This window comes from Paraburkholderia silviterrae (assembly GCF_004353915.1).
In the GTDB taxonomy this organism is placed as follows: domain Bacteria; phylum Pseudomonadota; class Gammaproteobacteria; order Burkholderiales; family Burkholderiaceae; genus Paraburkholderia; species Paraburkholderia silviterrae.
In genome coordinates, this window is record NZ_SMRP01000059.1 from 1 (window position 1) to 20,491 (window position 20,491).

Genomic DNA, 20,491 nt, shown 5'->3' on the forward strand with positions numbered 1-20,491 from the left:
CCGCCAGTGTGACGCAGTGGACCACTAACCTTTAATCGGAGCGGCTCCGGGGCGTCTGTCGCCACGCGCCGTCACCCGGAGTGACTAAGGGCTCATCCATCCGGCGGCGCTCCGCGCGCCGTGGGGCATAACCAAAACCAGTGGGATATACGTGTATTCGTAGGACTCCAACCTATTCACCCGGCACAACTCCGCGCATTCTCAGGCAGCACGGCCGGTTTTCCTTGCAGCCCCTTCCGCCCGCGCGTAGCGCGCGGCGGGAAGGATGAGCCCCTTGTCACTGACGCGGAGTGTGCGGAGTGGCGGATGCCCCGGAGCCGCTCCGATAAAAAGGGCAGTGGTGGACTGCGTCACACTGGCGGTTTGAGCCGCTTTCTTTTGCCTACTTTTCTTTGCGGCTGCAAAGAAAAGTAGGTGCCGCCCCGCACAGGGGCAACACTCATATACCTACATGAAAACAAGGAAAGGCCAACACCGCAAAGAGCCAAGCCAAAACCGAGGAATGACAATTCAAAAACGCTTACTTAAGGCGCCAGGCGCGCCACCCTTGAGCACTCTATGACGCCGCCGGCGGCCCATCATAAACATAGCCGCCGGTCCATCAATTCGTCGGCCGCTCCAGCGCCACCCAGCGCTGCACAGAAGCCCGCTGCCACTGATACTTCGCATAGTCCACAAGCAGCGGCGGCACCGCATCGCCGTTCATCACGAGTCGATTGAGCATCAACGCGAGATCAGTATCGGCAATGCACCACTCACCGAACAGGTTCGGCTGCCCATGCGCAAGCAGCATCTCACACGCCGCGAAGAGCTTGCGCGCGCCCTCCAAAGCCACCGCGGACAGCGGCAAATCGAACGGACCCCGAAACACCACCTCAGTCGGGCGCTCCGTGCGCAGTTGCAGAAGATCGCTGCGCAACCAGGCCTGCACCTGACGTGCGCGAGCACGCTCCTGCCGATCCTCGGGATAAATCGGCGGCTCGGGAAACACCTCATCCAGATACTCGGTGATCGCGGTCGACTCCGAAAGCGCGAAACCGTCGTGAATCAGCGTGGGCACCCGTTGCGTGAGTGAGGTCGCGGCAAAGCCCGGTGCATGCTGCGCCTGCTTTTCGAGGTCGACGCCGAGCAGCTCGAACGCCAGCCCTTTCTCGTGTAGCGCCACGAAAACCGACATCGCGTAAGGGCTCGCGTATTGCGCATCGACATAGAGCTCAAGCGTTGAATTTGGCAAGGCGGTCTCCATTGAACGTGGCGCACGTCGTCACCACTATGCATGTTACGCCTCGCGGGCACATGCCTCCACCACGTCAACAAACAGCCGCTTCGCGGGGCTATCCACATCGCGCCATGCGAGCCCGATCCCGGTGCGGTGCTCGCGCAGGTCCAGCGGCTTTGCGAGCACCTTGGGCGGCAACGCCATTGCCGCGTGCGTGGGAATCACGCCAATCCCGAGACCCGCCGAGATCAGTGCGAGCATGGTCGTGTATTCGCCCAGCTCCGCCGCGATTTCAAGCGAGACGCGCTGCCGGCGAAACGCCAGCAGCATCTCGTCGTAAAGCCCCGGCGCGTAGCGGCGCGCGAGCACGAAAGCGGGGCAGCCGCGCAGATCGGCCGGGCGGATCTGCGCCTTGCGCGCGAGCGCGTGATCCTCGTGCACGGCCACCACGAAAGGTTCCTCCATGACCTCGCGAATTTCCAGGCCCGTGCCGCTCACGGGCAGTCTGATGAGCCCGAAATCGAGCTTGCCGTCGTGCAGCGCCGCAATTTGCTCGGGCGTGGACATATCCTTCAATTCGAGCGCGATCATCGGGTAGCGTGCATGCATGGTGCGCATCAGCGCAGGCAGCAGGCGCGGCAGCACGGAGGAAACAAAGGCGACCCTCAGCGTGCCGATCTCCCCGCGCGCGGAGCGCCGCGCCGTCTGCTCCGCGCGCGCCGCCTGATGCAGCGTGGCGCGCGCCTCGGGCAGAAAAATCGTGCCAGTCTCGCTCAGTGCCACGCGATGGCGGTCGCGCTCGAACAGGCGCACGCCCAATTCCTCTTCCAGCGCCTTGATCTGCATGCTCAGGGCAGGCTGCACGATGCACAGGCGCTCGGCCGCGCGTCCGAAATGCAGCTCCTCCGCGAGCGCCACGAAGGCGCGCAGGTGCTTCAGTTCCATGTCGATCCTTTTCGGCCGCGCTTGCGGATGTGGCTGCCCGTGGTCTGGGCGTCGGTTATCAAAATGCATGATAACAAGGTTACGAAAGACTATTGGCGCGCGCGGGCCGATTGCGGTGAACTCACGAGTAAGCCACATGACGCGACACAATCATGAAAGAGACATACAGCAAGGAGACATCCGGCAGCCAGGCATTGCGGCTGTTCGGCCTGCATGGGCGCCGTGCGCTGGTCACGGGATCGGGGCGCGGCATCGGCCTCGCGCTCGCGGTTGGCCTGGCGCAGGCCGGCGCGGCGCTGGTCATCAACGCACGCAATGAGCAGCATGCCGCCGCCGTGGCTGCCCGGCTGCGCGACGAAGGCTTCGAAGCCGAGATCGCGGTCTTCGACGTCGCCGACGCCGAGGGCGTCACGCGCGCCGTCGACGACATCGAGGCGCGTATCGGCCCCATCGACATTCTCGTGAACAACGCGGGCATCCAGCGCCGCGCGCCGCTCGAAGAATTTGCCGCGAGCGACTGGAACGCGCTGATGCGCGTGAATCTGGACGGCGTCTTCCACGTGACCCAGGCCGTTGCGCGGCACATGCTGCCGCGCGGGCGCGGCAAGATCATCAACGTCAGCTCGGTGCAAAGCGCGCTCGCACGGCCCACGATCGCGCCCTACGCCGCCTCGAAAGGCGCGCTGCGCATGCTCACGCAGGGCATGTGCGCGGACTGGGCGCGCCACGGCATTCAGGTCAACGCGCTGGCGCCGGGCTATTTCGCAACCGACCTCAACCGCGCGCTCACGGACGACCCCGAGTTCAGCGCGTGGCTGTGCAAGCGCACACCTGCGGGCCGGTGGGGGCGCGTGGAAGAGCTCTGTGGCGCCGCCGTGTTCCTCGCGTCGGAGGCGTCGAGCTTCGTGAACGGGCAAACCCTCTTTGTCGACGGCGGCCTCACGAGCGTGGTGTGAGCGCCGCGCTTCGCGATAACGCAATCAAGGAACGAATCAAGCGATGAAAACCGCACAACCCAAGTGTCAAGTTGCAGGCGCAGCGCGACTAGCGCGGCGGCGTGCGCAGCGCTAGTCGCGCTGCGCGCGGATGCCGGCGTATCTGCTGGCGTCCGCGAGAGTCTTCATGTCGATAAAGACAACCAGATAACCCGCTTTTCGAACGCTTCACATCGATCATGCCTCGCTCGATTCCCGTACTTTGCGGCTCGCTGGCCGGCCAGCCGTTCACCTTCAACGTCAAGGTGCACAACGCGGCCTACCGCGCGCTTGGCCTCGACTATACGTTTGTCAGCTTCGGCGTCGAAGACGCGGCGCTGGGCGTGCAGGCCGTGCGCACGCTCGGCATTCGCGGCATGAACGTGACGATGCCGCACAAGCAGGCCGTGATCCCGCACCTCGACTCACTCGATGAGACGGCGCGCGAAATTGGCGCGGTGAACACCATCGACAATCGCTCTGGACACCTGACGGGATACAACACCGACTGCATGGGCGCGGTGCGCGCGCTCGAAGAGGCCGGCACGCTGTCGGGCAAGCGCATCGCGCTGCTCGGCGCGGGTGGCGCGGCACGCGCGATCGCATGGGGCGTGAAGCGCGCGGGCGCCAGCGTGACCGTGTTCAACCGCACCGCGGAGCGCGGCAGGGCGCTGGCCGAGGTGTTCGGCCTGCGCTTTGGCGGCGCGCTGGAAGACTTCGACGCGCAGGCGTTCGACGGCGTGGTGAACGCCACGGCGGCGGGCTTTCGCGCGCCCGATGCGAGTCCGCTTGCACCGCACCAGCTCGCGCCGCATTTGCTGGTGATGGATGCCGCGTTTCTGCCGGTGCGCACGCGCCTGATTCGCGACGCGGCCGAGCAAGGCTGCAAGACCATCGATGGCACGCACATGATGCTGCATCAATTCTGCGGTCAGATCGAGTTGTACACGGAGCGGGCCGCCCCTCTCGAAGTCATGCGCGCCGCGTTGCTCGACGAGATCGAGCGGGTCAGCCGCAACACCGCGTAGCGTACGGGCCTGCGGGCCATGCATGACCCCGGTTGTTTGATCCCGCGTCAGACGGGAGCCGGACCTGGTGCGTCGCGCTCGCCTTGCAGGCGTGCACGACGCATATCGCAAGGAGTCCATATGGAACTTTGCATGGGATCAGAGTCGGCATTCAAGCGCCGACTCTGATCGACAAGGAGACGACATGAAGCAGCAGTCCATTGCCATTCCCGGCACGCAGCCGTGCGCGGCTACAAGCGCAAGCGATGCGCAGGCCCAGGTTTCCTCGGCGGACCTGTACCGCGCGGCCTGGGCGGCCTCGATAGGCAGCGCGCTCGAATACTACGACTTCGCGTTATACAACCTCGCTTCCGCGCTGATCTTCGGGCCGCTGTTCTTTCCGTCCAGCGACCCGGCCATGGGCCTCATCGCGAGCTTCGGCGCGTATTTCATTGGCTTTGCGATCCGGCCTGTGGGCGGTGTGCTGTTCGGTGCGCTGGGCGACCGCTATGGGCGCAAGTTCGTGCTGATGGCCACCATCTTGCTGATGGGTGTCGCCAGCACGCTCATCGGCGTGCTGCCCACCTATGCGAGTGTCGGCATCTGGGCGCCGGTCCTGCTTGTCGGCTGCCGGCTGCTGCAAGGACTGGGCGCGGGCGCCGAGCAGGCCGGCGCCGCGGTGCTGATGGCCGAATTCGCCCCGCCGCGGCGGCGCGGCTATTTCGCTGCGCTGCCGTTCATGGGCGTGCTGTTGGGCACGGTGATGGCCGCGGCCATCTATTTCGCGCTGGTGCGGGTGGAGGACCTTTCGCAGACGCCGCTCTGGCGCGTGCCGTTCCTGCTGAGCGCGGTCATCATCGCGGTGGCGGTGTGGATCCGGTTGCGCCTGCGCGAATCACCGTCGTTCGTGCGCCTCGAAGCGCGTCAGCAGGTGAAGGAAAGCCCGCTGCGCCACCTGATGCGCCATTCGAAGCCCACGGTGCTCAAGGTGATCGGCCTGCGCATGGCAGAGAACGGCGGATCGTCGATCTACCAGTCGCTCGCGATCAGCTACATCGCCACCGCCACGGGCCTGAAAGGGCAAATCGGGCCGCTCGCGCTGCTACTGGCCGGCGCCTCCGGCGCGTTCGTGATCCCGCTAGCGGGCGTGCTCAGCGACCGCTTCGGGCGCGTGCCGACCTATCGGGCGTTCGCGCTCTATCAACTCGTACTCGCTTTTCCCACGTGGTGGGTGCTGAGCCTCGGCAACGCCACGGCCAGCATCGTCATGCTGTGCGTGACGCTCGCAGGCGTATGGGGCATGTTCGCCACGCAAGGGGCAATGCTGCCTGAGCTATTCGGCGCGCAGCACCGCTACGCCGGGGTGGCGGTGGGGCGCGAAGTGTCGGCGGTGATTGCGGGCGGCGTCGCGCCGCTCGTGGGCGCGTCGATCATCGCGTGGACCTCCGCGCACTGGGGGGCGGGCCACCATGGCACCGTGCTCGCCTGGATTCCGCTGGCGGCCTATGTGGCGGTCCTGAGCCTCATCGGCGTGGTGACGACGTACTGCATTCCCGAAACGCGCGGCCGCAACCTGGACGACCTCAACGACGCCGGCGCCGTCCCGCATATCGATCGTGCCCTATAAAAATCTTCACGTGGAGATTTATTGCAAATTTGGAGATTTTCTCCGACTGAATTTTTCGGCGATATTTGCCGAGGCGAGGCGGCGCGCAGACCGGCTCAGACCGTGGCGACCGCTGCCGTCTCGCTCAGCGCAGCGATCGAGCGCAGGCGCACCGGCTGCGAGAGCGAGATGATCGCAAGCTGTGCGCCGAAGCCGATCAGCACGCCCACGAGGCAACTGCCGATGCCAAAGCGCGTGCTCAGCCACGCGCCCAGCATGGCGCCGAGCGGACGCGCGCCGAACGTCGCCATCATGATGACCGAGGAGACGCGCGCGATGAGATTGCGGGGCGTGACGATCTGGCGGAGCGACGTGGTGGAGATGGTCCACACGATGGGGCCGAGCCCGAACAGAAAGAACGCCGCGAATACCGGCGCCTTCGCGTGCACGAAGGCGCTGCTCGCCACGAGCACGGCGGCGATGGCGGCGCTTGTCGGGCCGAGCAGGATTTGCCGGCCGAATGCGAGCCGCTTTGCGAGGCCTTTATAGAGAACCGCGCCCGCGACCATGCCGAACCCATAGACGCCGAGCGCGAAACCCACCTCCGACGCACCGAACGCAAGCCGATGGATCGCATACCACGCGAACACGGATAGCAGCAGGAACCACGACGTATTGAACACGAAGGCGGTCGCGACGATGGGGCGCAGCCACGGGTTGCTGCCGATGAAGCGCAGGCCATCGGCGAGTTCCTGCGCGACGTGCCTGCCCGAGGGCGCGCGGCGCGCCTCGCGCGGCAGGCGCGCCATCAAGCACGCGCTGGCGAGTGAAAGCGTGAAGGCGGCTAGGAAGGCGACCCGGCCGGAACCCCATCCGGCGAGGATGCCGCCCACTGATGGCCCCGCCGTATAGGCGATGCTGCGCGCGATCTCGAGGCGCCGGTTGGCGGCGAGCAGGCCACCGGTATCGACGAGCGCGGCAACGAGCGAGGGCGCGGCCACGCTGAACACGACTGTGCCGGTGGCGATGGCGAATCCCAGTGCGCCTAGCGTGACGAGCGTGAGCGCGTGGCGCCAGAAGAGCGCGAATAGCACGAAGAGGGCGGCGGCGCGCAGGAGCTCCGTCGCGATCATGAGGTTCTTGCGGCGCACGCGGTCGGCGATCAGGCCAGCGGGCAAAGAGAGCAGCAGGAATGGCAGCGTGTTGACGGCCTGCAGCGCTGCGGTTTGCTGCGCGCACGCGCCGAACGCCACGACGGCGGCGATCGGAATGACGGCGATGGTCATCTGCTCGCTGAATTGCGCGGCGAGACTCGCGTGTGAGAGACGACCGACGACGGTTTGCGTGTGTGGATGGTCCATGATTCGGCTCCCGATGCCGGGCGAATTTACCTGGTAGTGCTTCGGAATGGCGCGTTCGAAGCAGGGCGGCTGACCGGTGCGCACGAGGCGGCCTGAGTGTTGGAATCAAGTCTAAGGACGGGAGGTCCGCCGGGCTATCCGGTTCTTGTGGTGCAATTGCGCGCTCGCGCATTCCGGCAGTTGGGGGGGCGGCGAGTGGGGCCGCATCGGGCTGCGCGCGCAGACGCGTTTAAGGCTTCCCACCCATTGACGCCCCCCGCCAATTTTGCGATACAGAATATAATTCCGCGTCCGAGCCGAGGGCGCGGGCACCCGCGCCCACCTACCCACTATTGCAATGTCCGAAACCGCGCAAAAGCAGAAACCGGTCCGAGCAAGCGCTCACAAGGAAGACCGCCATTTCGTGACCGCGCTGGCTCGCGGGCTCGAAGTCCTCGCGTGCTTTCGCGGCGGCGACACCACGCTCACCAATCAGGAGATCGCCCAGCGCTGCAAGCTGCCGCGCTCGACGGTTTCGCGTCTGACGATGACGCTCACGAAGCTCGGCTACCTCATCCATCTCGAAGACACCGGGCGCTACCGCCTTGGCACGGCGTGTCTCGCGCTTGGCAGCTCGATGCTGGCGCGCCTCGACGTGCGCAAGCTCGCGCGGCCCATGATGCAGGAGCTGTGCGAATTCTCGGGCGGCACCGTTTCGCTGGGCGTGCGCGATCGCCTCTCGATGCTCTATATCGAAAGCTGCCGCAGCACCGCCGCGCTGGCGCTCACGCTCGACGTGGGCTCGCGCATTCCGCTCGCGACGTCGGCCATCGGGCGCGCGTGGCTGGCGGCCGTGGCGCCGCGCGAACGCGAGGACGTGATGGAGCAGATCCGCGAACTCGACCACGTGTCATGGCCGAACATCAAGCGCGGCATCGACCAGGGCGTGCACGATCACGAGGAACTCGGCGTGACCTGTTCGTTCGGCGAGTGGCAGAAGGATGTGAACGGCATCGCCCGCGCGTTCGAGCCCGGCGGCGGCCTGCCGGTGATGGCCATCAACGTGGGCGGCCCGTCGTTTTCGCTCACGCGCGAGTTCTTGCTGGAAGAGGTGAAGCCGCGGCTGCTGCACATGATCGCGCAGCTGGAGGCCACTATCGCGGGGCGCTGAGACGCGCGGGCGCAAGCGATATGCTTGCGCCTTTCATTTCGGTTCAATTGCTTCGGAATGCAGATCAATTCGTGTGGCTTCGGCACAGCGCGGCGTCCAGATACATCGCTGCGGATCCAGGCGCGGGGTGTGCCACGAAGGGAGACCTTTCGATTCCATGAGCATCGATCTCCAGACGAGTTTCAGCGGGACTCGCCCGGTCGCGCCCGCGCATGCATTCGACGCGGCGCGACTCGCCGTGTGGATGCGCGAGCATGTCCACGACTTCGCGGGCAGCGTCCATGTCGAGCAGTTCAAGGGCGGCCAGTCGAATCCCACCTTCCTGATCGAGGCAGGCGGCGCGCGTTACGTCCTGCGCCGCAAGCCGCCGGGGGCGCTCTTGCCTTCCGCGCACGCCGTGGAGCGCGAATATCGCGTGATCCGCGCGCTCGCGCAAACGCCGGTGCCGGTCGCGAGGGCCTACGCGTTGTGCGAGGACGCCGCCGTGATCGGCACGCCGTTCTACCTCATGGAGTACGTGGAAGGCCGCATCTTCTGGGACGCGGCGCTGCCGGGCCTGGCCTCAGCGGCGCGCGGCGCAATCTACGACGAAATGAACCGCGTGATCGCCGCGCTGCATTCGGTCGACCCCGTCGCGATCGGCCTTGGCGACTACGGCCGCGAGGGCAACTACATCGAGCGCCAGGTGGCGCGCTGGACGAGGCAATATCGCGCCTCGGAAACCGAGCGCATCGAGGCGGCCGATCATTTGATCGACTGGCTGCCGAAGCACATGCCCGCTGGCGACGAGCGCCGCATCGTGCATGGCGACTACCGGCTCGACAACGTCATCTTTCATCCACACGAGCCGCGCATTCTCGCCGTGCTCGACTGGGAGCTTTCCACGCTCGGCCATCCGCTCGTGGATTTTGCCTACCACTGCATGATCTGGCATATGCAGGCGGGCGCGCGGCGCGGTCTGGTGGGACTCGATCTGGCCGCGCTGGGGATCCCCGACGAGAAGACCTATCTGCAACGTTATCTGAAGAAAGTTGCGCGCGCATCCAATGCGGAAGTTTCGGAAACGGACTGGGGCTATTACCTCGTCTTCAACATGTTCAGGCTCGTCGGCATTCTGCAAGGGGTGATGGCGCGCGCACTGCAGGGCAATGCGTCGAACGCGCTCGCGCTCGAGACCGGCAAGCGCACGCGGCCGCTTGCGGAGCAGGCCTGGGCGCTGGCACGCGCGGTGGATGCTTTGCGCTAGCACGGCAAGGCCGTCGCTGCGCACACGATACACAGTCTGACTATTCTCGCGGAAAGAGGCTTATGAACTTCGAATATTCGAGCAAGGTGAAGGCATTGCAGGCCCGTCTCACGGCATTCATGGACGAGCACGTGTATCCGGCGGAAGAATTGTTCGCCGGGCAAATGGATGCGGCGCGCCGCGCGGGCAATCCGTGGCAGCCCGCGCCGGTCATGGAAACGCTCAAGGAGAAGGCGCGCGCCGCCGGCCTGTGGAATCTGTTCCTGCCCGCGCACGAGTCGAAGGACGGGCTCACGAATCTGGAATACGCGCCGCTGTGCGAAATCATGGGGCGCTCGGCGATTGGCGCGGAGCCGTTCAACTGCTCCGCGCCCGACACAGGCAACATGGAGACGCTGCTGCGCTACGGCAGCGAGGCGCAACAGCACGCGTGGCTCACGCCGCTGCTGGAGGGCAAGATACGCTCGGGCTTTGCGATGACCGAGCCTGCCGTGGCCTCGTCGGACGCGACCAATATCGAGGCGCGCATCGAGCGCGATGGCAGCCACTACGTGATCAATGCACGCAAATGGTGGACCTCGGGCGCGAACGATCCGCGCTGCAAGATTCTGATCTTCATGGGCAAGACCGATCCGGAGGGCGCGGACCGTCATCGGCGCCAGTCGATGGTGCTGGTGCCGCTCGATACGCCGGGCGTGACCGTGCTGCGTCATTTGCCCGTGTTCGGCTATGACGACGCACCGCACGGCCACGCCGAAGTGCTGTTCGAGAACGTGCGCGTGCCGGTGGACAATGTGCTGCTCGGCGAAGGGCGCGGCTTCGAGATCGCGCAGGGGCGGCTCGGGCCTGGGCGCATCCATCACTGCATGCGGTTGATCGGCCGCGCCGAGCGGGCGCTGGAAGCCATGTGCCGTCGCACGACGAAGCGCACCGCGTTCGGCCGCGCGATTGCCGACCAGGGCGTGACGCGCGAGCGTATCGCCAATGCGCGTATCCTCATCGATCAGGCGCGCTTCCTTGTGCTGCATGCGGCGTGGAAGATGGACACGGTCGGCAACAAGGCGGCGCGCAAGGAGATTGCGATGATCAAGGTCGCCGCGCCCAACATGGCGTGCCAGGTGATCGACTGGGCCATCCAGGCGCATGGAGGCGGCGGCGTGAGCGACGACTTCGGGCTCGCGCGCGCCTATGCGAACGCGCGCACGATCCGGCTCGCGGACGGCCCCGACGAAGTCCATCGCAATGCGATCGCCAAGATGGAACTCGCGGCCTACCTTTGAAGCGCGGAGCACGACGACATGAACGTTTCTTCAAGCCCTTACGACGCGCCCTTCGTGAGCATTGGCGAGCAAATCCGCCAATGGGCGGCCGAGCAGGGCGATCGCTCCGCACTGATTTGCGACGACAAGCGCTATAGCTACGCGGAATTCGACGCGATGATCGACCAGTGCGCGAGCGCGCTGCAACGCGACGGTATCGCGCCCGAGGACGTGGTCGCCATCTGCGCGGGCGCGTCGCCGTGGTATGCCGCGGTGTTTCTCGGAGCGCTGCGTGTGGGCGCGGCCGTCGCGCCGCTGGCGCCGTCCTCTCATCCCGACAGCCTGGCTGGCATGATCGAGAACTCCCGTGCGCGCGTGCTTTTTCTCGATGAATCGGTGCGTGAAGCGCTGAAAAGTGCGGTCACGCCGCCCACGGTGCGCACGGTGCGGCTGGACGCAAACGGCGACACTGGGGAGTCCGCCGGCCTCGAAGGCTGGCTCGCGCCGCGCGGGACGGCGCCGCGCTACGTCGAGATCCAGCCCGCATGGGCCTTCAACATCATTTATTCGTCGGGCACGACGGGCATGCCCAAGGGCATCGTCCAGTCGCATGCCATGCGCTTTGCGTACGCGCTGCGCACCGTTGCGCGCGGCTATGGTCCCGAGGCAGTCACGCTGATCTCCACGCCGCTCTATTCGAACACCACCCTCGTGAGTTTCTTTCCGACGCTCGCGCTGGGCGGCACCGTGGTGCTGATGCCGAAGTTCGAGACGAAGCGCTATCTCGAACTGGCGCAGCGTCATCGCGCGACGCATACCATGCTGGTGCCCGTGCAGTATCAGCGGTTGCTGGCCGATCCCGATTTCGATCGCTACGATCTGTCGAGCTGCGTTTCGAAGTCCTGCACGAGTGCGCCGTTCGGGGCGCGCCTCAAGGAGGAAGTGCTGCGCCGCTGGCCGGGCAGCCTCACGGAGTTCTACGGCATGACCGAGGGCGGCGCTTCATGCGAGCTGTGTGCGGACGAGTATCCGCACAAGCTCCATACCGTGGGCCGGCCCATGCCCGGCCATGAGATGCGCCTGATCGATCCTGACGGCAAGGAACTGGAGCCTGGCAGCATCGGCGAGATCGTGGGGCGCTCGCCCACCATGATGACCGGCTATTACCGCCAGCCCGAGAAGACCAGCGAGGCCGAATGGTACGACCGTGACGGCCAGCGCTTCATTCGCACTGGCGACGTCGGTCGTTTCGACGAGGACGGTTTTCTCGTGCTGATGGACCGCAGGAAGGACATGATCATCTCGGGCGGCTTCAACATTTATCCGAGCGATCTCGAACAGGTGCTGCTCACGCATCCCGAGGTGGCGGAGGCTGCCGTGGTGGGCGTGAGTTCGGAGCGCTGGGGCGAAACGCCCGTGGCTTTCGTGACGCTGCGCGAGACGGCCGCGGCGGATGCACAGGCGATCGCGGCGTGGGCCAACGAGCGGCTGGGGAAGATGCAGCGGCTCGCCGAGGTGGTGGTGGTCGACACGCTGCCGCGCAGCGCGATCGGCAAGGTGCTCAAGCGCGAATTGCGCGAGAGCTTCAAGTCATCGAACGCTTGATCGTCGAGGCAGACCCGCGCGAGGCGCGCCCACGCGCGGGATCCGAATGCGCCTGCGTCGGCGCACGCGCGCCGGCACGCAAGCGTACCCACGCTACTTCGCTGCGGCAAGCGCCGTATCGGGCAGGGGCTTGATGCTGCCGCCTTCCACCACCGCGACTGCCGGCCGGCCCATGGTCATGCCGCCGCGCGCATCCACGCCTGAGAGCGTATTGGGATTGTTCTGCGGCGGGAGCGACTTGACGGCCTGATCGAAGACCTTGCGGATCGCGGTGGCGTCGGTGGTCGTGCCCGCGAGTTTCATCGCCTGCACGGTCGCCCAGACCGCCGTGTAGTTGAGCGACGCTTCCTGGGTCGGCATGCGGCCGCCATGGGTCTTGGCAAAGCGCGCGACGAAGGCCCTGGCATCGGGCGCGGGATCGTCGCCCACCGGCATCACGCCGATCGAGCCCTCGAGCGCGCCATAGCCGCCCGCGATCTTCGCGACTTCGTCGAGCTTCGCCTGGTCCATGACCGCGAAGCCGCCCTTGTAGCCTAGCTCGCGTGCCTGGCGGATGATGAGGCCCGTGGGCTCGGAGGGGCCGCCCACGAAGATCACCTTGGGCTTGGCGGCGAGCACGCGGCTCACGCCGCTGTAGAAGTCCGTCGCGCGGTTATACGACAGCGGGCTGTCCACGACGATCGTGCCGCCCGCAGCCTGCCATGCGGGCTTGAATGCGGCACTCCAGGCCTTGCCGTAGTCGGTGTCGGTGCTCGCGATGGCTACCTCCTTGCCGTACTTGCTCATTTCGTACTTCACGAACGCCGGGGTGTACGAGGTGAACTCGGGCGGAATGCGGATGGTCAGCGCATTGCCGCGCGCGGCGAGTTGCGGCACGCTGGTGTAGCCGAGCAGCAGCACCTTGAGCTGCTGGTTGATGGTCTGGACTGCGTAGCATCCGCCGGAGTGCGGGACCAGCACCACGGGCGCGTTGTCTTCCTGCACGAGGCGGCGCACGTTGATGGCGGTTTCGCTCGGGTTGTACTGGTCGTCGAGCGCAACCACGTCGAGCTTCACCTTCTTGCCGCCCACCACCAGCCCGGCCTGATTGATTTCGGCCACGGCCATCTGCATGCCTTCGAGCACTTCCTGGCCATACTTCGCGGCGCCGCCGGAGAGCGGTCCGGAATAGCCGATATGCACGGCGGTTTCCTGTGCCATGGCGGGGGCGGCGAAGATGAGTGAGACGGCGAGCGCGAGGGACAACTTCCTGATGGTCATGAACGTATCCTCGAAGGGGTGGCGATGAGCAACTGATGAGAACTGCGAAGCACTGCGGCTGTTTGCTGGCTCAGCCTGAAAGACGCCGTGCTGCGCCAGGCGCAGCACGGGCCACGGGGAATTCAGCCGCCGACATAGGCGCGGCGCACCGCCTCGTTGCCGGCGAGGCTCGCATAGGTGCCTTCGAGCACCACGCGCCCCGACTCCACCACATAGGCACGATGCGCGATCTTGAGCGCCGCATGCGCGTTCTGCTCCGCGAGCAGCACCGTCGTGCCGGCGCGGTTGATGCGCTGGATCACCTCGAAGGTCTGCTTGACCACGAGCGGCGCGAGGCCGAGCGAGGGCTCGTCGAGCAGCAGCACACGCGGGCGGCTCATGAGCGCGCGGCCGATCGCGACCATCTGCTGCTGCCCGCCGGAGAGCGATCCCGCGGGATCGTCCTTGCGGCCGACGAGATCGGGAAAGAGCTCGAGCACTTCGTCCAGCCGCTTGCGATTGCCCGCGCGGTCGCGCCGATGCAGATACGCCCCGAGCATGAGATTCTTCAGCACCGACATGGCCGGAAAGAGCTTGCGGCCCTCGGGGCAGTGGATCACCCCCGCACGCACCACGTCGGCGGGACGCTTGCCGACCAGATCGACATTCTTCAGGCGGATATGGCCCGCACTCGCGCGCGTGAGCGCGCTGGCAGCGCGAAAAATCGAGCTCTTGCCCGCGCCGTTCGCGCCGAGCAGCACCACGAGCTCGCCTTCGCCCGCATGCAGCGTGATGCCGTGCAGCGCGCGAAAGCCGCCGTAGTCGAGGCTCACATCATTGAACGTCAGCATGGTCGCTCCCGAGATAGGCGTCGATCACGGCCTGGTCTTTGCGGATCTCTGCGGGCGTGCCCTCGGCGATCTTCTCGCCGTGGTCGAGCACCATGATCTTGTCCGCGAGATTCATGATCATGCTCATCTTGTGCTCGACTAGGCACACGGTCATGCCGCGCCGCGCGATCTTGCGGATCAGCGCCGCGAGGCCATCGGTCTCTTCGGGGTTCACGCCGCCCGCGGGCTCGTCGAGCAGCAGGAGCGCGGGGTCGGTCGCCAGCGCCAGTGCGACGGCCACGCGCTTGCGCTCTTCCTGGGTGATGCCGCCCGCAGGCCGTGCCTCGAGGTGCGCGAGCCCGACGAAATCGAGCGCGTCGCGCGCCTTGTCGCGGCAGATGCGTTCTTCGGCCTTGCAGCGCCGGGTGCGCAGCAGCGCGTCCCAGAGCCCCGAGCGCGTGCGCAGGCGGTGGCCCACGATCAGGTTCTCCAGCACCGAAGCGGTTTCGAACAGCGCGGTGGCCTGAAACGTGCGCGCCACGCCGAGCCGCGCCATCTGGTCGGCGCGCAGACCGGTCACGTCCTGGCCGCGCAGGCGGATCGTGCCGGTGCTGGGCCGGTACATGCCGCTGATCAGATTGAAGAACGTGGTCTTGCCTGCGCCATTGGGGCCGATGATGGCGTTGATGCGGCCTTCCTCGATGCGCGTGCTCACGTCGCTCACGGCGGTGAGGCCTCCGAAGTGTTTTGAAAGGGTGGAGATCTCAAGCATGGCCGTCTCCGCTCGTGGCGCGGCGCGCGGTGGCGCTCGGGAGCCGGCGCACCGCGCTGCGGCTGCGCGCGCTCTGATAGAGGCCCACGAAGCCGCGCGGCAGGAAGATCAGCAGCGCGATGAGCAGCGGGCCGAACACGAGAAAGCGATAGTCCTGCATGAACTGCAGCGACTGGGTGAGCCAGGGCAGTGCGATCGCGCCCAGCAGCGGACCCGCAAGCGTACCGATGCCGCCCACCACGATATACATCGTCATGTCGAAGGTGTGGCCGATGTTGGCCAGATCGGGGCCGAGAAAGCGCACGAAGCCTGCGTAGAGGCCGCCCGCGATACCGGCATAGAACGTGGAGATCAGGAACGCGAGCATCTTGTTGCGCATGAGGTCGATGCCCAGCGCCTGGGCCAGATGCTCGCTGTTGCGGATCGCAACGAACGTGTGGCCCACGAGCGAATTCACGATGCGATGCATGAGCCACATGCCGGCGGCGAGAAACGCGAACGTCAGGTAGTAGAGCGCGCGCGGGCTTTCGAACGAGACCGGACCGATATCGGGCGGCGCGGCGATGCCGATGATGCCCACCACGCCATGCGTGAGGCTGTCCCACTTCTCGATCACGAGAAAGATGATGTAGCCCACGCAGAGCGTGAAAATTGCGAAGTAGTTGCCCTTCAGGCGCAGCGAAATGAGGCCCACGAAGAAGCCCAGCACCACGCTCACGACCCCCGCGAGCGCGAATGCAACCCAGAACGGCACCTGATAGTCGACGGTGAGAATGCCCACCGTATACGCGCCTATGGCCATGAAGCCGCCATGCGCGAGATTGAACTGGCCAGTGTAGCCGGTGAGCAGATTCAGGCCGACCGTCGCGAGAGCGAAGATATAGGCCGTGGACATGACCGTGAGCGAATAGTCGTTGCGCACGAGAAACGGCAGCGCCACGCCGAGCACGAAAAGCGCGATCCAGCCCAGATAGCGCGTGTTGGGCGAGTTCGTCATGATGCGCGCATCTCCCTCGAAAAGAGCCCTTGCGGGCGCAGCGACAAGATCGCCACGAGCAGGACGAAGGCAATCAGGTCCTGATAGTCGGGCGAGGCGTAGAAGGCGCCGAAGCTTTCGGCGAGTCCGATGATGAGGCCGCCCACCACGGCGCCGGGCACGCTGCCCATGCCGCCGAGGATGATGATGACGAAGGCCTTGAGGATCACTAACTGCCCCATGGCGGGGTAGATGAGGTTGATTGGCGCATAGAGCGCGGCGGCCACGGCGGCCAGCACACCGGAGAGTGCGAAGGTGGCCATGCCCACTTTGCGCGGATCGATGCCCATGAGCGCGGCGCCTTCGCGGTTTTGCGCCACCGCGAGAATCGTCGAGCCTGCCACGGTGTGGTGCAGGAACAGTTGCAGCGCGAGCACGAGGCCGAACGCGGCGCCGGTGATCAACAGGCGCTGGATGGGCGCGATCACGCCGCCCCAGTCGAGCACGCCCGGCCAGGGCGGCGACATGCGATGGAAGTCGGTGCCCCAGAGCGCCTGCGCGGCGGCCTCGAGAAACAGCATGAGGCCGATGGCGGCGATCATCGGCGCGAGCTCGGGTGCGTTGCGCAGCGGATAGAAGACGAGGCGTTCCGCGAGCACGGCCAGCACGCCCACGCACAGTGCGGCCGCGGCCATCGCGCTCCAGTAGCCGAACCCGAAGCGCGTGCTGAGATAGAACGCGGCGAAGGCGCCCACCATGTAGAACGCGCCGTGCGCGAAATTGGGCACGGCCATGATGCCGTAGACGAGCGTGAGGCCGAGCGCGACGAGGCTGTAGATGCCCCCGAGAGTCAAGCCGTTGAGTACCTGCTGCAAAAACAGATCCACCGTGACCTCCCGAACACGTGCCTTCGGCGCACGGCGCGAGTGGGCGCCGGGGGGAAGGACGGAGATTGGACCGCCGCGCTCCTGCTTCGCGACAGGCTTGCCTGGTAAAAATGGCAAGGCTCAATTTGGCAATGAATTCTGCAGTGCAGTCAGCCTGGGGAAAGTACCAGACCGATGCGCGCAGGCCATCGCGAAAGCACTTGCTTATCCAGATAACATGAATGCAGCACCGCAACGCCTTGCGCCAAGGTGTGAGACCTTGTCTTGACGCTCCATTTTCATCTCGATAAATTCCACTATGCAGAAATAATTTCTGCTGATCAGATTGCATGGATCCATCTCGAGCGCGAACGGAGGTGAGCGACGATGCCCTTCAAGGACAAGGTGGCCATCGTGACCGGCGCGGTCAGCGGCATTGGGCGTGCGACGGCGCGGCGGCTCTACGACGAGGGCGCGATCGTCGCGCTCGTGGACAGCCAGCGCGAGGCGCTCGCCGCCGTTGCCGCCGCATTCGACGCCGCGCGCGTCTGGCACGGCGCAATCGACGTGGCGCGTGAGGGCGCCCTGGCCGCCCCGAGGAAGTGGCCGCGGCCATTGCCTTCCTCGCAAGCGACGACGCGAGCTACGTCACTGGCCAGGCGTTGCCCGTGGACGGCCGCAATACGGCCTCGCTGAACCTGCCCGGCATGAAGGTCTGACTCGCGCACGCGATCGGGCGGGGCGGCCCGTCTGAATCACTCGGGCCGCCCGTGCCGCGCTCAGAACATGTGGCGGATGCCGATGCTCGCGCCCACCGTCGAGCCGGACACCTCGAAGAGCGCGTTGTTGATCGACAGGCCCGTGTCCATGCGTCCGTGGTTGTTCACGTAGCCGACCTGGCCATAGAGGGTCGTGCGCTTCGAGAGGAAGAACTGCACGCCGCTCGAAGCGAGGATCGAGTGATTCGCGCCTTCGTTGCCATCGCGTGTGTAGTAGACGCCCGCGTTCACATCGAGGTAGGGCGTGACGAAGTAGCTGAGGCCGCCCGAGTAGACGCTGTTGTCGAACGAGTGGGCGACCTTGTAGAGCGCATACGAGGCCGAAATCGTGAGGCTGTTTTCGAAGCGATAGCTCGCGCCGATGGTGCGGCCCACGAACTCGACGGTGCTCGGCACGGGCGTGGTGGCCGCGCTCCCGCCCGCGTTGCCGTCATAGAGCGCGCCGCTGAGCGTGAGGCCGCCCAGGTGGTAGCGCAGGCTCGCGGAGTACTGGCGGCCCGCCTGGAAGTCGCCCGCCGCGCCGCCGAACGCGAACATGCCCGACGCCTGCAGGCCCCAGATTTCCGGCGACGTATAGGTGATCGAATTGCTGTTGAAGAGGCCCGTGACATAGACGTTGTTCACGTAGCTCACGAGGGCGCTGCCGAAATACGACATGCCGCGCGCGTCGGTGTCGTAGAGCGAGAGAAAGAACGGCGAGTATTGGAGGCCGGCTTTGAGCGAGCCATAGGAACTGTCCAGGCCCACCCATGCCTGGCGGCCGAACAGGTTGCCGTTCGAATTGCCGAACTGGCCGTTCGACACGTGGATGCCGCTTTCGAGCATGAAGACCGCACGCATGCCGCCGCCCAGGTCTTCCGCACCGCGCAGGCCGAAGCTCGAACCGGTCATGCCGCTGTCGGTGAACGAGAACTGATGCCCCGCGTTCTGGCCGGTCTGCATGTTCATCGTGTGGCTGGTGTAGAGCAGCGAGCCGTCGACGATGCCATACAGCGTCACGCTGCTCTGCGCATAGGCGGCGCTGCCCGTCATTCCCATGGCGGCGAGTCCGGCGGCGAGCAGAGTCTTGCGTAGCGTCTTGCGATTTAACATTATGGAATCCTGATTAAGTGACGTGGCCTGGAAACAACGAGATTCAACGGGATTCGCCCCCTGCCTGGCGTGGCGCGTCAGCTCGCGCGGACGTGGCGCAGGGGCGCCATCCGTGCGGGCTGCCGGCCTGGCGTTGCAGCGCGAGGCCGGTGTCGACGCGTCACGTGAACGTCGTTACGGGGATTGCAGCAGTAAATCGGGAAAGGACGCCGTGCCGGCGAGGAGAGCCGGGCGCGCGCGAGTACGACGGCGCGCCGCGAGACGGTTTCGGATTGCAAGTTGATGCCGATGCTCGTTCACCGATTCTCTCTCCACGAACCTGATGGGATTGCCAGGGCGTCCGGGGTGTCTGTCAGATGAAGGTTATTTTTGTACGAGCGTGCGGAAAGTGTCACCCTGGGGGAAATACTCTCTGTACACAGTCGTTCGCGGCCTGGCATCAAACGCGTAAAGCCATTGCGAATCAATAGCTTGCTGTTCGTGGTGCGGCGTGCTGCTCACACCCGTTCATGGCGCCAATTGTTCTTGAATTGTCCTGGCGAACAAAGGAAATGCAGCTATGGCACAACATCAACTTTTCCGGATCGACCGCGCTTTCATGCGCGCGATCGATACCAAAATCGCGAAGGAGTACGCGTGCGACGCGCTGCGCGGATTCAGCGTGCGTGTTGTGGAGAGTGGCGCGGTCAGTTACAGCTATCGCTATGTCGACGCCGACGGGAAGCCAAGGCGCAGTGCAGGTCGGGCGCTGGCCCGACCTGCACTGCGCGGTGCGCTATCGCGCGCGGTTGAGTGGGGGCTTCTTGCAACGCATCCAATGGCGCAAGTAAAGAAGCAGAGGACACCCGACCCGGACGCGCATCAATACTTGCTGCCCGACGAAGAAGCGCGCGTTCGCGCTGCGCTCGATGTGCACAACCGGACTGCGCTTGACGCGTGGCACGCGGCGGATATCGGTCTTGACTGGACCTATGGCGACGCGACCACTCCGCTCGTTTTGCTGGCGATGGCCCTTGGTTGCCGCCGTGCCGAACTGTTGAAGCTCGAATGGTCGGCGGTCGACTTTCCGAACGCGACGGTGCGCTTCGTGGACACGACGACGAAGACTGCCACAAGCCGCGTCGTGCCGCTGAATGCTGAAGCGCTCGCTGTGCTGAAGGCGTGGCGGAAACAGTCGTCACACTTCCGGTTGGTGTTTCCGTCACCAGACGGCAAGGGGTCGCTGGCGGTAGTGCCGAATTGGGAAAAGGTGCGAGACGCTGCGAAGGTGGAGCGCATCCGACTGAAGTACCACACGATGCGCCATCACGTCGCGAGTCGGCTCGTCAATTCCGGGGTAGACCTTCATACGGTCGGTCAGATTCTTGGGCATCGCGACATCGCGACCACGAAGCGTTGCGCTCACCTTGCCCCCCGCACGCCTTCGTGATGTGGTTAGTCTGCTCGACGCGCCGAACGACATCGGCCAATCTGCCGCACCATCGAAAGCCGCGTAGGGACTTTCCGGCTGTGTCGCGTTAAGGACGATAGGACGACCCGATGCTTGAGGTGAAGAGGATTGCTTA

Annotated in this window: 17 protein-coding genes and 2 pseudogenes; 10 read left to right on the top strand and 9 right to left on the bottom strand. The window is 65.5% G+C overall.

Features of this window, described 5'->3' with window-relative positions:
* Positions 1 to 601: 601 nt before the first annotated feature.
* Both yfcF and EYW47_RS39975 read right to left on the bottom strand, forming a co-directional pair.
* On the bottom strand, positions 602 to 1,234 hold the full coding sequence (gene yfcF, locus EYW47_RS39970) for a glutathione transferase (protein WP_240764134.1): 633 nt from the start codon (positions 1,232 to 1,234) through the stop codon (positions 602 to 604).
* Between the two features lie 45 nt (positions 1,235 to 1,279).
* Positions 1,280 to 2,164, bottom strand: a complete 885-nt coding sequence (locus EYW47_RS39975) for a LysR family transcriptional regulator (protein ID WP_133200307.1) — start codon at positions 2,162 to 2,164, stop codon at positions 1,280 to 1,282.
* A 152-nt stretch (positions 2,165 to 2,316) separates the two neighbouring features.
* Here EYW47_RS39975 and EYW47_RS39980 point away from each other — a divergent pair, with 152 nt between their 5' ends.
* The 3 genes from EYW47_RS39980 to EYW47_RS39990 all read left to right on the top strand — a co-directional run bounded on the left by EYW47_RS39980 (position 2,317) and on the right by EYW47_RS39990 (position 5,772).
* The gene (locus tag EYW47_RS39980) at positions 2,317 to 3,120 is read left to right on the top strand and encodes a glucose 1-dehydrogenase (protein ID WP_133200308.1); all 804 of its coding nucleotides are present in this window, start codon (positions 2,317 to 2,319) and stop codon (positions 3,118 to 3,120) included.
* Positions 3,121 to 3,338: 218 nt separating this feature from the next.
* Positions 3,339 to 4,166: a shikimate dehydrogenase gene (gene aroE / locus EYW47_RS39985; protein ID WP_133200309.1), complete on the top strand. Its 828-nt coding sequence runs from the start codon at positions 3,339 to 3,341 to the stop codon at positions 4,164 to 4,166.
* A 184-nt stretch (positions 4,167 to 4,350) separates the two neighbouring features.
* Positions 4,351 to 5,772: an MFS transporter gene (locus EYW47_RS39990; protein ID WP_133200310.1), complete on the top strand. Its 1,422-nt coding sequence runs from the start codon at positions 4,351 to 4,353 to the stop codon at positions 5,770 to 5,772.
* 95 nt (positions 5,773 to 5,867) lie between these two features.
* Here the strand turns inward: EYW47_RS39990 and EYW47_RS39995 are convergent, their stop codons facing one another.
* Complete coding sequence (locus tag EYW47_RS39995; RefSeq protein WP_133200311.1) at positions 5,868 to 7,112, bottom strand: MFS transporter; 1,245 nt, start codon at positions 7,110 to 7,112, stop codon at positions 5,868 to 5,870.
* A 337-nt stretch (positions 7,113 to 7,449) separates the two neighbouring features.
* Here EYW47_RS39995 and EYW47_RS40000 point away from each other — a divergent pair, with 337 nt between their 5' ends.
* The 4 genes from EYW47_RS40000 (at position 7,450) to EYW47_RS40015 (ending at position 12,372) form a co-directional block, all read left to right on the top strand.
* Positions 7,450 to 8,262 carry an IclR family transcriptional regulator gene (locus tag EYW47_RS40000; RefSeq protein ID WP_133200312.1) on the top strand — a complete coding sequence of 271 codons (813 nt, stop codon included), beginning with the start codon at positions 7,450 to 7,452 and terminating at the stop codon, positions 8,260 to 8,262.
* A gap of 157 nt (positions 8,263 to 8,419) precedes the next feature.
* Positions 8,420 to 9,508, top strand: coding sequence for a phosphotransferase (locus tag EYW47_RS40005; RefSeq protein ID WP_133200313.1), 1,089 nt, complete (start codon positions 8,420 to 8,422; stop codon positions 9,506 to 9,508).
* 62 nt (positions 9,509 to 9,570) lie between these two features.
* Positions 9,571 to 10,788 (top strand): acyl-CoA dehydrogenase family protein, encoded by a 1,218-nt coding sequence (locus tag EYW47_RS40010; RefSeq protein WP_133200314.1) that lies wholly within the window; start codon positions 9,571 to 9,573, stop codon positions 10,786 to 10,788.
* Positions 10,789 to 10,806: 18 nt separating this feature from the next.
* Complete coding sequence (locus tag EYW47_RS40015) at positions 10,807 to 12,372, top strand: class I adenylate-forming enzyme family protein (RefSeq protein WP_133200315.1); 1,566 nt, start codon at positions 10,807 to 10,809, stop codon at positions 12,370 to 12,372.
* A 93-nt stretch (positions 12,373 to 12,465) separates the two neighbouring features.
* Here the strand turns inward: EYW47_RS40015 and EYW47_RS40020 are convergent, their stop codons facing one another.
* The 5 genes from EYW47_RS40020 to EYW47_RS40040 form a co-directional block, all read right to left on the bottom strand.
* Positions 12,466 to 13,632, bottom strand: a complete 1,167-nt coding sequence (locus EYW47_RS40020; protein ID WP_133200316.1) for an ABC transporter substrate-binding protein — start codon at positions 13,630 to 13,632, stop codon at positions 12,466 to 12,468.
* 122 nt (positions 13,633 to 13,754) lie between these two features.
* Entirely contained in the window at positions 13,755 to 14,462 is a 708-nt protein-coding gene (locus EYW47_RS40025; protein ID WP_133200317.1) for an ABC transporter ATP-binding protein, read from the bottom strand.
* Positions 14,446 to 15,213 carry an ABC transporter ATP-binding protein gene (locus EYW47_RS40030; protein WP_133200318.1) on the bottom strand — a complete coding sequence of 256 codons (768 nt, stop codon included), beginning with the start codon at positions 15,211 to 15,213 and terminating at the stop codon, positions 14,446 to 14,448. Before EYW47_RS40030 ends, EYW47_RS40025 begins: the two co-directional genes overlap by 17 nt.
* Complete coding sequence (locus EYW47_RS40035; protein ID WP_133200319.1) at positions 15,206 to 16,210, bottom strand: branched-chain amino acid ABC transporter permease; 1,005 nt, start codon at positions 16,208 to 16,210, stop codon at positions 15,206 to 15,208. Before EYW47_RS40035 ends, EYW47_RS40030 begins: the two co-directional genes overlap by 8 nt.
* On the bottom strand, positions 16,207 to 17,076 hold the full coding sequence (locus EYW47_RS40040) for a branched-chain amino acid ABC transporter permease (RefSeq protein ID WP_133200320.1): 870 nt from the start codon (positions 17,074 to 17,076) through the stop codon (positions 16,207 to 16,209). Before EYW47_RS40040 ends, EYW47_RS40035 begins: the two co-directional genes overlap by 4 nt.
* Positions 17,077 to 17,442: 366 nt before the next feature.
* Between EYW47_RS40040 and EYW47_RS42315 the strand changes: the two are divergent.
* A pseudogene (locus EYW47_RS42315) lies at positions 17,443 to 17,577 on the top strand (SDR family NAD(P)-dependent oxidoreductase); the annotation flags it as partial.
* A 59-nt stretch (positions 17,578 to 17,636) separates the two neighbouring features.
* A pseudogene (locus EYW47_RS42320) lies at positions 17,637 to 17,774 on the top strand (SDR family oxidoreductase); the annotation flags it as partial.
* 60 nt (positions 17,775 to 17,834) lie between these two features.
* Here EYW47_RS42320 and EYW47_RS40050 read toward each other — a convergent pair.
* Positions 17,835 to 18,926: a porin gene (locus EYW47_RS40050; RefSeq protein WP_377785298.1), complete on the bottom strand. Its 1,092-nt coding sequence runs from the start codon at positions 18,924 to 18,926 to the stop codon at positions 17,835 to 17,837.
* Between the two features lie 559 nt (positions 18,927 to 19,485).
* On the opposite strand from EYW47_RS40050, the gene EYW47_RS40055 reads away from it, so the two are divergent.
* Complete coding sequence (locus tag EYW47_RS40055; protein ID WP_133200321.1) at positions 19,486 to 20,355, top strand: tyrosine-type recombinase/integrase; 870 nt, start codon at positions 19,486 to 19,488, stop codon at positions 20,353 to 20,355.
* Positions 20,356 to 20,491 lie beyond the last annotated feature (136 nt).

Coding starts and splice junctions, on each gene's coding strand:
- EYW47_RS39975 (WP_133200307.1), bottom strand. CDS start 2,164: ATGGAACTGAAGCACCTGCGCGCCTTCGTGGCGCTCGCGGAGGAGCTG.
- EYW47_RS39980 (WP_133200308.1), top strand. CDS start 2,317: ATGAAAGAGACATACAGCAAGGAGACATCCGGCAGCCAGGCATTGCGG.
- aroE (WP_133200309.1), top strand. CDS start 3,339: ATGCCTCGCTCGATTCCCGTACTTTGCGGCTCGCTGGCCGGCCAGCCG.
- EYW47_RS39990 (WP_133200310.1), top strand. CDS start 4,351: ATGAAGCAGCAGTCCATTGCCATTCCCGGCACGCAGCCGTGCGCGGCT.
- EYW47_RS39995 (WP_133200311.1), bottom strand. CDS start 7,112: ATGGACCATCCACACACGCAAACCGTCGTCGGTCGTCTCTCACACGCG.
- EYW47_RS40000 (WP_133200312.1), top strand. CDS start 7,450: ATGTCCGAAACCGCGCAAAAGCAGAAACCGGTCCGAGCAAGCGCTCAC.
- EYW47_RS40005 (WP_133200313.1), top strand. CDS start 8,420: ATGAGCATCGATCTCCAGACGAGTTTCAGCGGGACTCGCCCGGTCGCG.
- EYW47_RS40010 (WP_133200314.1), top strand. CDS start 9,571: ATGAACTTCGAATATTCGAGCAAGGTGAAGGCATTGCAGGCCCGTCTC.
- EYW47_RS40015 (WP_133200315.1), top strand. CDS start 10,807: ATGAACGTTTCTTCAAGCCCTTACGACGCGCCCTTCGTGAGCATTGGC.
- EYW47_RS40020 (WP_133200316.1), bottom strand. CDS start 13,632: ATGACCATCAGGAAGTTGTCCCTCGCGCTCGCCGTCTCACTCATCTTC.
- EYW47_RS40025 (WP_133200317.1), bottom strand. CDS start 14,462: ATGCTGACGTTCAATGATGTGAGCCTCGACTACGGCGGCTTTCGCGCG.
- EYW47_RS40030 (WP_133200318.1), bottom strand. CDS start 15,213: ATGCTTGAGATCTCCACCCTTTCAAAACACTTCGGAGGCCTCACCGCC.
- EYW47_RS40035 (WP_133200319.1), bottom strand. CDS start 16,210: ATGACGAACTCGCCCAACACGCGCTATCTGGGCTGGATCGCGCTTTTC.
- EYW47_RS40050 (WP_377785298.1), bottom strand. CDS start 18,926: ATGTTAAATCGCAAGACGCTACGCAAGACTCTGCTCGCCGCCGGACTC.
- EYW47_RS40055 (WP_133200321.1), top strand. CDS start 19,486: ATGGCACAACATCAACTTTTCCGGATCGACCGCGCTTTCATGCGCGCG.